Annotated in this window: 13 protein-coding genes and 3 tRNA genes; 1 reads left to right on the forward strand and 15 read right to left on the reverse strand. The window is 62.1% G+C overall.

All coding sequences use genetic code 11. The annotated features are described in order from the left end of the window. Positions 1-20: 20 nt before the first annotated feature. The 15 genes from phbB to MXAZACID_RS01260 form a co-directional block, all read right to left on the reverse strand. Entirely contained in the window at positions 21-743 is a 723-nt protein-coding gene (gene phbB, locus MXAZACID_RS01190; RefSeq protein WP_008492177.1) for an acetoacetyl-CoA reductase, read from the reverse strand. 162 nt (positions 744-905) lie between these two features. Then, positions 906-2,474 carry an MDR family MFS transporter gene (locus MXAZACID_RS01195; RefSeq protein WP_008492179.1) on the reverse strand — a complete coding sequence of 523 codons (1,569 nt, stop codon included), beginning with the start codon at positions 2,472-2,474 and terminating at the stop codon, positions 906-908. Beyond that, positions 2,471-3,526 carry an HlyD family secretion protein gene (locus MXAZACID_RS01200; RefSeq protein WP_205619715.1) on the reverse strand — a complete coding sequence of 352 codons (1,056 nt, stop codon included), beginning with the start codon at positions 3,524-3,526 and terminating at the stop codon, positions 2,471-2,473. The genes MXAZACID_RS01195 and MXAZACID_RS01200 overlap by 4 nt, the downstream gene beginning before the upstream one ends. 87 nt (positions 3,527-3,613) lie before the next feature. Continuing rightward, positions 3,614-4,144, reverse strand: coding sequence for a transcription termination/antitermination protein NusG (nusG, locus tag MXAZACID_RS01205; protein WP_008492181.1), 531 nt, complete (start codon positions 4,142-4,144; stop codon positions 3,614-3,616). Positions 4,145-4,160: 16 nt separating this feature from the next. Next, complete coding sequence (secE, locus tag MXAZACID_RS01210) at positions 4,161-4,349, reverse strand: preprotein translocase subunit SecE (RefSeq protein ID WP_008492182.1); 189 nt, start codon at positions 4,347-4,349, stop codon at positions 4,161-4,163. A gap of 42 nt (positions 4,350-4,391) precedes the next feature. After that, a tRNA-Trp gene (locus MXAZACID_RS01215) sits at positions 4,392-4,468 on the reverse strand. 118 nt (positions 4,469-4,586) lie between these two features. After that, positions 4,587-4,660 (reverse strand) — tRNA-Gly (locus MXAZACID_RS01220). Between the two features lie 53 nt (positions 4,661-4,713). Beyond that, positions 4,714-5,457: an ABC transporter ATP-binding protein gene (locus MXAZACID_RS01225; RefSeq protein WP_008492183.1), complete on the reverse strand. Its 744-nt coding sequence runs from the start codon at positions 5,455-5,457 to the stop codon at positions 4,714-4,716. Positions 5,458-5,460: 3 nt separating this feature from the next. Then, on the reverse strand, positions 5,461-6,462 hold the full coding sequence (locus MXAZACID_RS01230; RefSeq protein WP_008492184.1) for an aliphatic sulfonate ABC transporter substrate-binding protein: 1,002 nt from the start codon (positions 6,460-6,462) through the stop codon (positions 5,461-5,463). Between the two features lie 25 nt (positions 6,463-6,487). Continuing rightward, positions 6,488-7,300, reverse strand: coding sequence for an ABC transporter permease (locus MXAZACID_RS01235; protein ID WP_008492185.1), 813 nt, complete (start codon positions 7,298-7,300; stop codon positions 6,488-6,490). Between the two features lie 215 nt (positions 7,301-7,515). Then, positions 7,516-9,027: an acetyl-CoA hydrolase/transferase family protein gene (locus tag MXAZACID_RS01240; protein ID WP_008492186.1), complete on the reverse strand. Its 1,512-nt coding sequence runs from the start codon at positions 9,025-9,027 to the stop codon at positions 7,516-7,518. Between the two features lie 244 nt (positions 9,028-9,271). Beyond that, complete coding sequence (locus MXAZACID_RS01245) at positions 9,272-11,221, reverse strand: TadE/TadG family type IV pilus assembly protein (RefSeq protein WP_083878396.1); 1,950 nt, start codon at positions 11,219-11,221, stop codon at positions 9,272-9,274. A 1-nt stretch (position 11,222) separates the two neighbouring features. Continuing rightward, entirely contained in the window at positions 11,223-11,873 is a 651-nt protein-coding gene (locus MXAZACID_RS01250; RefSeq protein ID WP_008492189.1) for a TadE/TadG family type IV pilus assembly protein, read from the reverse strand. Next, positions 11,873-12,397, reverse strand: coding sequence for a TadE family protein (locus MXAZACID_RS01255; RefSeq protein ID WP_008492190.1), 525 nt, complete (start codon positions 12,395-12,397; stop codon positions 11,873-11,875). Before MXAZACID_RS01255 ends, MXAZACID_RS01250 begins: the two co-directional genes overlap by 1 nt. A gap of 141 nt (positions 12,398-12,538) precedes the next feature. Then, positions 12,539-12,625 (reverse strand) — tRNA-Leu (locus MXAZACID_RS01260). Positions 12,626-12,707: 82 nt separating this feature from the next. Between MXAZACID_RS01260 and MXAZACID_RS19065 the strand changes: the two genes are divergently transcribed. After that, a partial coding sequence (locus MXAZACID_RS19065; RefSeq protein WP_008492191.1) for a transglycosylase domain-containing protein occupies positions 12,708-14,551 on the forward strand: 1,844 nt, incomplete at its 3' end.

Below are 14,551 nucleotides of genomic sequence, written 5' to 3' on the forward strand. Positions count from 1 at the left end.
GGGCTGCACCCCAAAAACTTTCAATACATATGCTGCCCGCCATTGATGGAGAGTGTCGAGCCGGTGACGAAATCCGCATCGTCGGCGGTCAGGAAGCACACCCCCCGCGCGATATCATCCGCCTTGCCCAGCCGCCCGCGCGGGATCTTGGCGATGATCTTCTCCAGCACATCCGGCGGCACCGCGCGCACCATGTCCGTATCCACATAGCCCGGCGCGATCGCGTTCACGGTCACGCCATAGCGCGCCCCTTCCTGGGCCAGCGCCTTGGTGAAACCATGGATGCCGGATTTCGCGGCGGCATAATTCACCTGGCCATATTGCCCGGCCTGGCCGTTGATCGAGCCGATATTGACGATCCGCCCGAACTTCGCCGCCTTCATGCCATCGAAGGTCGCCTTGCAGAGATTGAAGCAGGAGCCGAGATTGGTGTCGATCACCGCATCCCACATCTCGCGGCTCTGCTTGCTTAGCACCGCATCGCGGGTGATGCCGGCATTATTCACCAGAATTTCGATGGCGCCATGCTTGGCGGCAATCTCATTCACCGCGGCGACGCTCTGATCGTAATTCCCGGCATCGAACTTGATCACCTCGATCCCGGTTTCCTTGTGAAAGGCCTCAGCGGCTTCCGTGTTGCCGGCATAGCTCGCCACCACCAGCCGCCCCGCCTTCTGCAGCGCGATGCTGATCGCAGCACCGATGCCGCGCGTTCCACCCGTTACCAATGCAACTCGAGCCATATGGACCTCCTCTTCTTTTTACGAATCCTAATCGATTATCGAGAAGACGCAAATGCCCGGCCTGACACCACCCTGCATTGAGCTTTGTCATGAAACGCCGCTCCAAGGCGGCGCATAACTTTTGAAATCTTTTGCTGCGATGCAGCAAAAACCGGATTCGGCTCAGTGCCCGCCCGGGGCCGCCGGTCCGCTTGGCCGGCGGATGAAGAAGGAGGCCAGCAGCGCCACCAGCATGCCGATGGCCAGCAGCCCGAACGCATCGCCATAGGCGAAATAATTGGCTTGCTGCTTCAGCGTCTCGCCCAGCAGAATGATCGCCTGATGCCGCGCCGCCGCCGGATCGGACATGCCATGCGCCTCGAAATAATGCTGCATGGCGGCGATGGTCTGGCGCGTCGCTGGCTGCAGCAGGCTGACATGCTGGTTGATGATGAAAGAATGAAATTTTTCCCGGTTGGTGACGAAGGTCTCCACCACCGCCACGCCGATGGCCCCGCCCAGATTGCGCAGCATGTTGAACAAAGCCGAGGCCGAGCCCGCATCCTGCGCCGCGATGCCGGCGGTGGCGATCATGGTGATCGGCGGGAACACCATCGCCTGGCCGACGGCGCGGATCAAATTCGGGATCAAAAGCTGCGGGCCGCTATCATTGGGCCCGAGATTGAGGTTCCAGAGCAGGCTGACGAAGAAGAGCAGAAACCCCAAACTCAGCAGCCGGCGCGGGTCCACCCGCTTCATCAGAAAGGGCATGCAGGGGATGATCAGCAGCTGCGGCAGGCCGATCCAGGCCATCACCGCGCCGGACTGGGCGGCGCTGTAGCCATGCGCCACGGCCAGATAAAGCGGGATCAGATACACCGCCGAATAGAGCACGAAGCCCAGCATGAAATTGGCGATCGAGGAGAAGCCGAAATTCCAGCGCGCGAACAGGCGCAGATTGACCAGCGGCGTTTCGTTGCCCGGCCGCAGCTCCTGGACCAGGAACCAGACCAGCGCCACGGCGGAGATCACCGACAGCTTGGTGATGAAGCCGGAACTGAACCAGTCATCCTTGTTGCCTTCCTCCAGCACGGTCTGCAGGCAGCCCAGCCCGATCGCCATGGTGAACACGCCGACCCAGTCGCCCTTCCAGAGCCGGTCCAGATGCATCGGCGCCGGTGAGAGCCCCCACATCAGCGCCGGCAGCATGATCGCGCCCGGCACCAGATTGAGGTAGAAGATATAGCGCCAGCCATAGGCATCGGTGATCCAGCCGCCGATGCTCGGGCCGATCGCCGGCGCGAAGGTCGCGGTCAGCGCGAACATCGAAAACCCGAGCGGCCGGGCGTGCGGGGGCAGCAATGTCAGCACGCAGACCAGCGCCAGCGGGATCAGCACCCCGCCGGAAAACCCCTGCAGCGCGCGCAGCGCCACCATCTCGGGGAAATTGGAGGTCAGCCCGCAGGCGGCCGAGAAAAACAGGAACAGCACCGCGTTGGCGATGAGATAGCGCTTCAGCGAGAAGACCCCGGCCAGCCAGCCGGAGAGCGGGATCACGATGATCTCGCCGATCAGATAGGCGGTGGAGATCCAGCCGCCATTATCCAGCCCGGTGCCGATGCCGCCCTGAATATCCGGCAGCGAGGTGTTGGTGACCTGAATATTGAGCACCGCCATGAAGGCGCCCAGCAGCGCCCCCATCACCGCGATCTTCGCCCGCAGCGGGACTGTCTCGGCGGCGGCGGCGTTCATGAGCCGCTGCGCGTATCGATATCCGTCTCCACCGACATGCCCGGCCGCAATTTGCCGATCTCCTGCGGGGTCAGATCGATCAGGATCTTCACCGGCACGCGCTGGACGATCTTGGTGAAATTGCCGGTGGCGTTATCAGGCGGCAGCAGCGCGAATTCCTGGCCGGAGGCCGGGTTGATGCTGTTGACATGGCCGCGCACCTTCAGCCCGGGGAAGCCATCGACATGGATGGTCACATCCTGCCCCGGATGCACATGGGTGATCTGGGTTTCCTTGTAATTCGCGGTCACATAGACCTGATCCAGCGGCACCACCGCCATGATCTGCGTGCCAGGCTGCAGATAATCCCCCACCGCCACGGTCTTGTTGCCGATCACCCCGTCGAAGGGGGCGCGGATATCGGTATGTTCGAGATTGAGCTGGGCCTGGGCCAGCTGCGCCTGGGCCTGCGTCACCGCCGCCTGCGCGCGCTTGAGCTGGGCGTTCAGCACATCCACCTGGCGCTGCGCGCCCTGCAGGCTGGCATTGTCGGCGGCAAGCTCCGCCCGGGCGGTCTGCACCGAGGTGTCGGCCTGGTCGATCGTCTGCACCGGCGCCGCGCCGGAGCTGGAGAGGCGGCTATAGCGGCGCTGATTCTGGGTGGCGAAGGCGAGGCGGGCCTGATCGCCCTGCAGGGCGGCCTGGGCAGCGGCGATCTTGGATTGCTGCAGGGTCAGCAGGGCCTGGTCATTGGCCACATCCGCCTCGGCGGCGGCCAGCGCGCCTTGCGCCCCCTGCACCGCATTGCTGTAATCGCGCGGGTCGATGCGCGCCAGCAGCTGGCCCTTGGTCACCTCCTGGTTCTCATTCACCGCCACGTCCGCGACATAGCCGCTGACCTTGGCGGCGATCAGGCTGGAATCCGCGGCGAGATAGGCGTCATCGGTGCTGACGATATATTGCCCGACCAACAGGTAATTGACGATCCAGAGGCCCAGGGCAACCAGCACGACAACAATACCGGCGCCAACCAGAAGGCGGCGCCGGGAAGAGGAAGAAGATGTATCCGGCACGTCATCCGACTCACAAAATGTGCAGCCAGAGATAGAGCCTTAAACCGCAATTACAAGATGGTGAGAAATTCTGACAGACTTGCCGAATCAGAGCTTCTCAACCTGCCCATATTCGAGATCGACAGGGGTGGAGCGGCCGAAAATCGAGACAGAAACCTTAACGCGCCCCTTTTCCTCGTCCACTTCCTCGACGACGCCGTTGAAGCTGGTGAAGGGACCATCGGCCACGCGTACCTGCTCGCCCACCTCGAAGATGACAGCCGGACGGCGCTGGTCGGTGCCTTCCTCCTGCTGCTTCATGATGCGCTCGGCTTCGGCATTGGTGATCGGGCTCGGCTTGTTCTTGCTGCCCAAAAAGCCGGTGACGCGCGGGATATCCTTGACCAGATGCCAGGTGTCATCGGTCATATCCATGTTGATCAGGATATAGCCGGGGAAGAATTTGCGCTCGGTATTCACCTTCTGGGCGCGGCGAACCTCGGTCACTTCCTCGGTCGGCACCACGATGTCGCCGATATGATCCGCAAAGCCCTTCAGCTCCGCCTGCTCTTTAACCTGCTGGGCGATCTTTTTCTCGAACCCGGAATAGACGTGCAGGACGTACCAGCGCTTGGCCATCGAATCTTCCTTAATCTCAGGCGCCGAAGAGGGAGCGCATGCCAAAGCCGATCAGCGAATCGACGCCGAGCAGCAGCAGGGCCATGATCACCACCATCGCCAGGACGAGGCCGGTGAGCTGCACCGTTTCCTTGCCGGAGGGCCAGGTGACACGATTCGCCTCGGTGCGAACCTCGCGCGCGAATTTCAACACGTTGAACGCCAAGACGGACCACTCTCCAAAAACTGCAAAATGCTGGGATAGGGATGGCAGGGGCGGAGGGTCTCGAACTCTCAACCTCCGGTTTTGGAGACCGGCGCTCTAGCCAATTGAGCTACGCCCCTATCCGTACCAGCATGGAAGCGCCTTCCACACTTTGCAGCGCCGGATGTCAAGTCCCCGGCCTGTCCGTCGCGCATTTTAAACCGGTTCCGGTCTCCCGGAGGGCTAAAATCCGCGCTTTGGAGCGGGTGACGGGAATCGAACCCGCACAGCCAGCTTGGAAGGCTGGGACTCTACCATTGAGCTACACCCGCTTGCGCGCCCCATGGTTAAGCCAAAGCGGGGCTGGGAGGCAAGGGCGGGGGGCTCAATGCGGCTGCCCGGCCAGAATCCGCCGGGCGGCGCGTTTCAGCTCCAGAAATTCCGGGCTGGCCGTCATGTCCCAGCCGCGCGGGCGCCCCAGCTTCACCGGCGCATCCAGGCAGACCCGGCCGGGCCGCGCCCCCATCACCACCAGCCGGGTGCCGAGCATGATCGCCTCGTCGATATCATGGGTGACGAAGATCACGGTGGCGCGAATCCGCTCCCACAGCTCGGTGAGGAATGCCTGCATGGTCTCGCGGGTCTGCGCATCCAGCGCGCCGAAGGGCTCGTCCATCAGCAGCACCCGCGGATGCATCACCAGCGCCCGGGCGATGGCGACGCGCTGCTGCATGCCCCCGGAGAGCTCATAGGGGCGATGATTTTCAAACCCCTTCAGCCCGATCAGCTCGATCACCCGGTCCACCTCCCGCCAGGGGATGTTGGAGCGCCCGCGCAGCCTTAAGCCGAAGGCGATATTGTCGCGCAGGCTCAGCCACGGATAGAGCCCGGCCTTCTGGAACACCACCACGCGCTCCGGGCCGGGGCCGGTGATCTCCTGGCCATCGAGCGTGATCCGCCCGGTGCTCGGCGCCTCCAGCCCCGCCAGCATGTTCAGCAGGGTGGATTTGCCGCAGCCCGAGCCGCCGAGGATGGTGACGAAGCTGCCATCCTCGACGGTGAGCGAGATCTCATCCAGCGCGCGTACATCCTTGAAGCTTTTAGTGACGTGCGCGATCTCGATCGGCATGTTTTACTGCGCCGCTTTCGCCGCGAAGCTGGCATCCACCGCCGCGCCGGGGTCTTTCAGCGGCGTCATGATGCGGCCGATCTTCATCAGCACGTCGGAGGTGGCCGACAGCGTCTTGCCGGTGGCGGAGGACGCGCCACCGCCCATCACATCCGCGCTGCCCTGGTCCTTGGCCGAGAAGATCTCATAGCCTTTCAGCTCGGTGGCGGCGGTCTTCTCATCGATGCCGGCCTGCTGGGCCATGATCGCCAGCGCCTGTTGCGGGTTCTGTTTGGTGTAGGTCACCCCCTCATCCAGCGCCTTGATGAACTGCACGGTCAGGTTCGGATGCGCCTTCACCCAGTTGGTGTTGGCGATGCAGATATTGTAGGAGGAGGCGCCGCGCGGCAGGTCCGCATCGGTCTTCAGCACTTTCGCGCCCTGCGCCTGCAACGCATCGAACACCGGATCCCAGACGATGGCCGCGTCGATCGCCTTGGTGGTGTAGGCGACCCGCATTTCCGGCGGCGACATGTTGATCTGATGCACGGCATTGAAGGGAATGCCGGCCTGCGCCAGGAAGGTCGCCAGCTCAAAACTCGCCTGCGAGCCTTGCACGATGGCGATCTTCTTGCCCTTCAGGTCGGCGATGGAATTGATCCCCGCTCCCGGCCGCACGGCGATGCCGGCCGCCGAAGTATAGCGCTCCTGGTTATAGATGATCGCCAGCGGCAAGCCTTGCGTCAGTGCCGCGACGAAAGGCGGCATACCCAGCCCGCACATGAATTGCAGCGAATTGGAGGCCAGCGCGCTCATCGCCGCCGGTCCGGAATCGAAATATTTCAGCGTCACGTTGGCATCGAGGTCTTTCTGGAAAAGTCCCTGGCCCTGGCTGACCATATAGGGATCAGCGCCGTTATTCTCATAGCCGATGACCACATCCGGCTTCGCGGCCAGCGCCGCTCGGGCGCCCAGGCCAAGGCCCGCCGCGCCCAGAAGTGCCGCCCGTAAGATTCCTAACACCATGATGCCCCCTTGCTTGTTTGAAATTTCACTCACGCCCGCGCCAGGGCACGATGCGCGCCTCGACGAGCCGGATCACCAGCTCCATCGCATAGCCGAGACTGCCGATGACGATGATGCCGGCGATGACAACCGCAACCTGCAAGGCCTGGCCGGCATATTGCACGAGCCAGCCGAGCCCCTGATCCGCCGCGATCAGCTCCGCCGCGACCAGGCAGGACCAGGCGACGCCAATGCCCACCCGCATCGCGGTGAAGATTTCCGGCAAGGCCGAGGGCAGCACGACGAGATTGAAAATCTGCCGTGGTGTGGCGCCCAGCGTGCGCGCCACCGCCAGGCGCAAAGGCGGTGTCGCCTTCACCCCGGAAATGGTGCCGATGATGATCACCGGGATGGTGCCGACCAGGATCAGCAGCACCTTCGGCAGCTCGCCAATGCCAAACCACACCACCAGCAGCGGGTTATAGGCCAAAGGCGGCACCGGGCGGATGAATTGCAGAAACGGATCGACGATGCGGAACACCAGATTCACCCGCGCCATCAACAACCCCAGCGGCACGCCGATGGCGACCGCGCCAAGAAAGCCGATGGCCACACGCAGCGCGCTGGCGCCGATATCCAGCCAGATCGTATGGCCGCCATAGCCGATGCTGAAGAGAATGACGAAAGCCTGCCAGACCGCGCCAGGCGAGGGCAGGGCGACAGGCGGGAAAAGTTGCAGCAGCGAGGCCGCCTCCCACAAAGCGAGCGCCACCGCCAGTACGATGATCGTGGTCAGCCCGCTCGCATGCGGCAACCGCGCGCCCAGGGCGAACACCGATTCCCGCTCAGTCTTGGCCATAGGAAGCTTTCACGGAGGCTTGTTTAAACATTGTGCAAAGACCTCCGAGTGTCACGCTCATGCCGTCAGCATTGCCTGAATTTTCGGCTGATACAAGGCGAAATGGCGGCTGATCGGGGTGTGGTGCGCGCGCTCATGGTGCCAGTTATAAGGTTTTTATGATGCCAGCGATGCAATGAAGGCGCCTCTGCCAGGCAGGGGCGCCTTCGCGTGGCTCAGTGGCGCATCGTGCCGGTCTCGATGAAGCGCTGATGCCAGGACAGCGCCTCCCCCGGCAGGCAAGGCGATTGCTGGCCATAGGAAAACCGGCGGGCGCGCTGGTAATAATCCTGCAGCAGCGGCCGGTAATCCGGATGCGCGCAATTCTCCATCACCAGCTTCGCCCGCTGCTTCGGCGACAGTCCGCGCAGATCCGCCAGCCCCTGCTCGGTGACGATCACCGCCACATCCTGGGTGATATGGTCCACGTGCGCCGCCAGCGGCACGATCGAGGAAATCGCCCCGTCCTTCGCGGTGGAGGGGGTCATGAAGATGGAGATGTAGGCATTGCGGGCAAAATCTCCGGAGCCGCCGATGCCGGTCTGGATCCGGCTGCCCATGATCTGGGTGGAATTCACATTGCCGTAAATATCCGCCTCGATCAGCCCGTTCATCGCGATGCAGCCAAGCCGGCGCACCAGCTCCGGATGGTTGGAAATCTCTTGCGGGCGCAGGATCATATGTTTGCGATACTCGGCCATATTGTCATTCATCCGCTCCGCGGCCGTCGGCGAGAGCGAGAAGGCGGTGGCCGAGGCCAGGCGCAGCTTGCCGCTATCGAGCATGTCCAGCATCCCGTCCTGGATCACTTCCGTGTAGGCGGTGAGGTTCTCGAAGCGCGATTCATTCAGCCCGGCCAGCACCGCATTGGCGATATTGCCCACCCCCGATTGCAGCGGCAGCAGATGCTCCGGCAGCCGGCCCATCTTCACCTCATGCTCCAGGAAGTCGATCAGATGCCCGGCAATCGCGTTGGCGGTGGCATCGGGCTTGGCGAAGGGCAGGTTGCGGTCCGGCGCATTGGTCTCAACCACCGCGATGACCTTCGAAGGGTCGCACTTCAAGGTCGTCTGGCCGATCCGGTCATCCGGGCGGATCAGCGGAATCGGCACCCGGTTCGGCGGCAAAGCGGTGCCGTAATAAATGTCATGCACCCCTTCCAGCGCCTCATTCTGCCAGTGATTGACCTCCAGAATGATTTTCTCCGCCCGGTCCACCCAGGTTTTGGAGTTGCCGACGGAGGAGGAGGGGATCAGCGACCCATCCTCGGTGATGCCGACCACCTCGATCAGCGCCACATCCAGCTTGCCCAGAAACCCCTGCCAGGCCATCGGCGCCACCTGGCTGAGATGCATGTCGAGATATTCCATCTCGCCCTTATTGATCTTCTCGCGCGCGATCGGGTCGGAATTGAACGGCAGCCGGAATTCGATGCCATCGGCCTTGGCCAGGGCGCCATCCAGCTCCGGCCCGGTGGAGGCGCCGGTCCAGATCTTCACCCGGAAGGGATTGCCCCCGGCCCGCGCCGCCTCGATCCGCCTAGCCAGCGCCTGCGGGACCGCCTTGGGATAGCCCGACCCGGTAAAACCGCTCATCCCCACCGTACAGCCGGGCGGAATCAGAGCCGCCGCCTCGTCGACGGACATGAGTTTCTGGCGCAGTTGCAAGGATCTGATACGGGTCGTCAATTTATTTCCTCCTGAACATTTTAGGCCCTAACGGCGCGAGCGCTCCGCAAATTAGCCAGCATGGAGGGGGGTACAGGGTCGGCCGGGGTGGGCACCCGGTCTCAGGAATGTACCCGCTCCGATGCGAAGCGGGTCATGGCGCGGCGATGGAGCCATGTCCATTCGCGTGAAAATACGCGAACAGACTGTCTCGCTATGGGACGAAATGATCGCGGTGAGTGCGGACCCAGCCCCTGACCCAAGCTTAGTTCGTGAGAACGGCGCCGGTTGAGGAGGTTGGCGTGACACTCAGGCCGGACGCGGAGCCGTTGGACACCGACAGGTCCGAGCCATTTCCACAAAAATATGCGGTCTCGGTCTCCAGGGCCGAGCCTTGCTCGTCAGGGTTCACATAGCTGTAGCCATAATTCGGTGCGGTGAAATTATAGGCGATGGGGGGAGAGTTGCTCGGCGGAGCGTCTGTTGTCATCGCAAAGATGTCCGTCAGTCCGGTAATGTTTTTCAGCGGCGCAATGGTGCCGCCAACGGATTGATTCCCGCCAATGCTGTTGGTCTTGGCCGCCGCGGCGCAGGCCTTATCGAGTTGGCCGTAAGCGTCGTTGGTTGAGCCAATGCCGGTGGTGTCAGAGTTCGGATCCCGGGCCAGCACGGAGGGTGAATAGCTCGATGTCGGAGAAGGGATCGATTTCACCGTGGTGGTGGCGTTATGTGAGGACGTGTAGCCACCGCCGACAGTGGCGATTTCCGTCGCTTCATAGGCTTGGTCGTTATTGGAATAGTTCGTGTTGGACGAACCGCATTGCTGCCGCCAACCATAACCGGAACAAGTAGGGGTGAATTTGACCGCGAAGGTTTCCTGTTCCGTCCACGCCACGTTATAACCGTTCTGCACGGTGATTGTGGTCACGTATGTATCATGAGAGATTAGCGTGCCAGGCCCAGAGAAATATAGTGCTTTGCCGGCGTATGGGTTGCTGCAGCTTGTCGCGCCGCCGGGGCAGACGACCGCATATTCCTGGGTGTTGGCGTTGCTATCCAGCATCTGAACGTTGTCATATTCGTCGTTCACAAAGGTGATCATTCCGTTATTGGCGGTGGAAGGCGTCACATTCACGGAATAATTCAAAATCAGCGAACCGCCGAGATAGATCGGCGTGTAGTTTGCATTGGCGTAGCTCCCTGTCGCGCAGGTCGTGGAGATCGACACATGCGCACCGGTATAGTTGCTATAGCCTAGATTTTCCGGGCAAACGACGGTTCGAGGGGAAATTGTGAGGTTGTTGTTGACCGCAATCCAGCTGCCAGAATTCGCCGTTCCGTTGATATTGTAAAGTTGCTCGGTTTGGCCGGTGCCGAAGGTTATGCTGCCGCAATATGAGCTATTCGCGGGCACATTATAGACACCCTTCATATCCGCCGAAAAATTGCCGCTCGACGAGCAGCCGTAATTATTCTGGCCAGGCAGGGCGTTATAGGAAAGCGAGGTCGGGGCGGTATTGTTGAGGCTGTCTAGAAAATACGCATTACCTGACGAGCTGCCGCCTGAGTATGCCGATCCTGCCCCAATGCCGGATGTGTGCGACCCAAGCATTTCGCTGCCGCCATATCCACCGGAATAATAAGATTGAGCGAAATCGGCGAAATTGCTGCTTTGTCCAGGCGTGGATCCAGCATTTCCGGAGACGAGCTGTGCCGTCGCGGATACCGATATATCCTCAAAGGGCAGATGCATGTGAAAGATGGAATTGGTCTGCCTGGCGGTGGCAGAAACCGTGACGCAGTAGGTCCCCGTCGAACAGGCCGTTTTACTTTCGGTGAAGCTGCCGCTGCTGCCGCACACGGTGGCGTCGGATCCAGTGCAGCCGATTGAGATATTGGGGCCGTTCTGTAAACTCACGGCGCCTGAAATGCCGGCATAAGCAGCGTTGAAGGCGGCTGTCGCCACGCCGTTGCCGTTGCTGGCGTTGATCTCGTTTGCATAGGCACCGACGCCCGCGAGCGCCGCCTGGTCGGCCGCCGCTTGCAACTGCGCGCGTGAAGCCGAGATGCGGGCGAAATCTACCCCCGCGCCAACAGCGAGGATCATCGTCGGCAGCATAAGCGCCCACATCAAGGCTGTGGCGGCTCTGCGCTCCTTCAGCAATCTGAGGATATTTAGGCCTTTGTGGAAAAGTCTTATCTGTGCGTGCTTCATGTCAACCGCTGCATGAAAGAGGTTGAGGCGTTAAGCCAGTAACCGTGAGGCTGGTGGTCGTCGAGGCGTACGCCCATCTTGTCAGCACCTGCTGGGTCAGCGTCGGGGAGGTGTTGAGCCAGAGTCCGACGATACCAGGATAGGTCAGCGTCGCCCTGACGATAATGGCGTTGTCGCCTACGGCGCCGTTGGTTTTTGGCAGCATGCCGCCAGCGCCATTGGCGGTGGCCAAGCCGCAAGCCGAATTGCCGCCGATCACCGCGGACGTCACCGGTGTACAACTGGCGCCACTAAAATCCTGTTCCCAATAATTCACCGCACTGCCCGGTGTCGTGGTCGTCACGCTCGCGATATCGATGGTCAGGCCATTGGCGCTAAAGGGCTGCAGACCCTTCACCGCGCCATAACATATATCCTGAGGCGTACTGGAAGACATGGCCGACCCATCCGGGCTCTGATACGCCACAGCCTGGGCCACGGTGGCGGCGACAATGTTCAGTTTCTGCGAAGTTCGTAACAATGTCAGGAGTTCGAAAGAGCCAATGAACACAACCAAGAAAAACGCCATGATGATGGCGAATTCGACGGCGGCGGTACCGCGTGTGTCAGGCCAAGGCCAAAGGCGGCGGACGGTGCGCTGGGATCCCGGCATCAATTTACCGCGACCGCTTGAGCGGAAATCAGAGCTGATGTTGGATTGCCGGTCAACAAGACGTTAAGCGCGGGGATCGTTTGCCCAGAGAAAGGCAGATAGGGAAGAAAATCGATCCAGGCGGGGAGTTTATAGGCGACTTGCACGAGCACGGGATAAGGTCCGCCTGAACTGGGAATGGTGGGGAAATCGCCACTGGGCGATAGCTGTCCGGATGAGCTGACCGAGGCCGCCGTAATTCCTGAAAAAGTCTGGGTTGAGGTGTTGGCTTGAACTTCAACCTGAAGTGATGTTGTGCCGCATGGAGCAACCGCGCCGAATTCTCCGCACACTGTGGAAACGAATTGCGTGCTGTTGGTGATTTTGCCAAGCAGAAGCTGTCGGGCGGCGTTTCGAACGGCATCATCCAGACTCATTTGCCAGAATTGGCATATTCCCATCATCATGAACCCCATGGTGAAAAGGATCATGAAGCTGCCGATCAACGCGAATTCAACAGCCGTGGCTGCTTTAGTCTCGCTCATCACGGACAGATATGGTTTCGGAAACCGGCTCATTTATAAATTAACATACCAGCGTATAAAAAAGGTTTCTTGACTGACTTTATAATATATTAAAGCCAACTCATTAACCACAAAAATTAGTGTGATGAGGTTTCCGCAGGCTGGTACGGACGGCCGGAATCGAACCGGCACGGGATTGCTCCCAACGGATTTTAAGTCCGTTGCGTCTACCAGTTTCGCCACGCCCGCACGCCGCCTGTTTACCCGTTCTGGCGGCGCGGTCAAACCCGGTGGTTGACGTCGCCCCCTTCCTCTTGGCAGCAGGGACGGGATGCCCAGCCCGCCCAAGCCCCCGCCAAAGCCGTCGCCCAAGCAGGGCCCCAAGCCGGGCTCCAAAGCGCCCGCGAAGCCGGCGCTGAAGCCCGCGCTGCGGCCCTCGCCGCAGCTGCTCCGGCGCGCCCGGCATGGCTGGGCGGCCACTCGCATCCTGGTCATCCTCGCCATCTGGGGGGCGCTGGCCTGCTTCCTGGTCGGGCTCTGGTTCACCTGGGATTTGCCGAATCCGGCCATCGCCGTCACCCAGACCCGCCGCCCCGCCATCCGTCTGCTCGACCCGCAAGGCCATCTTCTGGCCCGCTTCGGCGATGTCTCCGGCCAGGTCGTGCTCCCCGCCGCCCTCCCGCCTTATGTCCCCGCCGCCTTCATCGCCATCGAGGACCGGCGCTTCGCCAGGCACGGCCCGTTCGATTTCATGGGCATTTTCCGCGCTTTGGTCTCTGACATCGTCCACCGCCACGTGGTGCAGGGCGGCTCGACCCTGACCCAGCAGGTGGCGAAAACCCTGTTCCTCGGCAACCAGCGCACGCTGCGCCGCAAGGTGCAGGAGGCGGTGCTGGCGCTGTGGCTCTGGCACCATTACAGCCGCCAGGAGATCCTCGGCATCTATCTCAACCGCGTCTATCTCGGCGAAGGCGCCTACGGGATCGACGCCGCCGCCCGGCTCTATTTCAACGAGCCCGCCAGCCGGCTCAGCATCGCCCAGGCCGCCATCCTGGCCGGGCTGCCGAAGGCGCCCTCCAGCCTCAACCCGCTGGTCAATTCCCAGGCCGCCGCCAACCGCGCCACCCAGGTGCTGGATGCGATGGTCTCAACCGGCGCGCTCTCGCCCGAGCAGGAAAACGCGGCCGCCGCCCAGCTGGCGGACGCCGCCTCGCCGATCTCGCGCACCTCCTGGTTCGCGCTCTGGACCATGCAGCACGAGGCCGATGTGATCCCCGAAGGCGAGGACATCGCCTTCACCACCACCATGTTTCCGGGCGTGCAGACCGCCGCGCAGGCGGCCCTGGATTCCACCATCGCCGAACAGGGGGCCAAATATCGCGTCTCCCAGGGCGCCATCGTCGTGCTCGATGCGCGCAGCGGCGCGGTGCGGGCGCTTGTCGGCGGGGTGGGGGACCGGGAGGGTTATAACCGCGCCGTGCTCGCCCGCCGTCAGACCGGCTCGGCGATCAAGCCGGTGGTCTGGCTGGCCGGGCTGCTGGCCGGGATGTCGCCGAACGAGACGGTGCTGGACGGCCCGCTCAACATCCATGGCTACCGCCCGCATGATGATGAAGCCTATCACGGCGAGGTCAGCCTGACTGAGGCCCTGGCGGATTCGATGAACACCGCCGCCATCCGCATCTTGATGCGCGCCGGCGGCCCGCGCCGGGTGATCGCGGTGGCGCGGTTGCTCGGGCTGGATGATCATTTCCCCAAGGACGCGACGATGGCGCTGGGCACCGGGGCGGTCGGGGTGCTGCAACTCGCCAGCGCCTATGCGGTGTTTTTCAATGGCGGCGAGCGTGTCACGCCTTATGGTGTCACCGCCATCAATGGCGCGCCGGCGCATATCGAGGCGCCGGTGCCGGTGGTGCCAGCGGGCGATGCGCAGGCGGTGGCGGGGATGATGCGCCAGGTCGTGCTCTCCGGCACCGGCCGCGCCGCGTTCATCCTGGGCGTTTATACGGCGGGCAAAACCGGCACCACCCAGGATTATCGCGATGGCTGGTTTGTTGGCTACGCCAAGGGGGACATTATCGCTGTCTGGCTTGGCAATGATGATAACAGCCCGGCGGAAAAGCTCTATGGCGGCACGCTGCCGGCGGAGATTTTCAAGGAAATTGCGGGAGCTTT

Source organism: Acidocella sp. MX-AZ02 (assembly GCF_000306035.1).
Lineage (GTDB): Bacteria > Pseudomonadota > Alphaproteobacteria > Acetobacterales > Acetobacteraceae > Acidocella > Acidocella facilis.

Excerpts from the sequence above, each read along its gene's own strand:
- phbB (WP_008492177.1), bottom strand. The coding sequence starts at position 743 with ATGGCTCGAGTTGCATTGGTAACGGGTGGAACGCGCGGCATCGGTGCT.
- MXAZACID_RS01195 (WP_008492179.1), bottom strand. The coding sequence starts at position 2,474 with ATGAACGCCGCCGCCGCCGAGACAGTCCCGCTGCGGGCGAAGATCGCG.
- nusG (WP_008492181.1), bottom strand. The coding sequence starts at position 4,144 with ATGGCCAAGCGCTGGTACGTCCTGCACGTCTATTCCGGGTTCGAGAAA.
- MXAZACID_RS01225 (WP_008492183.1), bottom strand. The coding sequence starts at position 5,457 with ATGCCGATCGAGATCGCGCACGTCACTAAAAGCTTCAAGGATGTACGC.
- MXAZACID_RS01230 (WP_008492184.1), bottom strand. The coding sequence starts at position 6,462 with ATGGTGTTAGGAATCTTACGGGCGGCACTTCTGGGCGCGGCGGGCCTT.
- MXAZACID_RS01235 (WP_008492185.1), bottom strand. The coding sequence starts at position 7,300 with ATGGCCAAGACTGAGCGGGAATCGGTGTTCGCCCTGGGCGCGCGGTTG.
- MXAZACID_RS01245 (WP_083878396.1), bottom strand. The coding sequence starts at position 11,221 with ATGAAGCACGCACAGATAAGACTTTTCCACAAAGGCCTAAATATCCTC.
- MXAZACID_RS01250 (WP_008492189.1), bottom strand. The coding sequence starts at position 11,873 with ATGCCGGGATCCCAGCGCACCGTCCGCCGCCTTTGGCCTTGGCCTGAC.
- MXAZACID_RS01255 (WP_008492190.1), bottom strand. The coding sequence starts at position 12,397 with ATGAGCGAGACTAAAGCAGCCACGGCTGTTGAATTCGCGTTGATCGGC.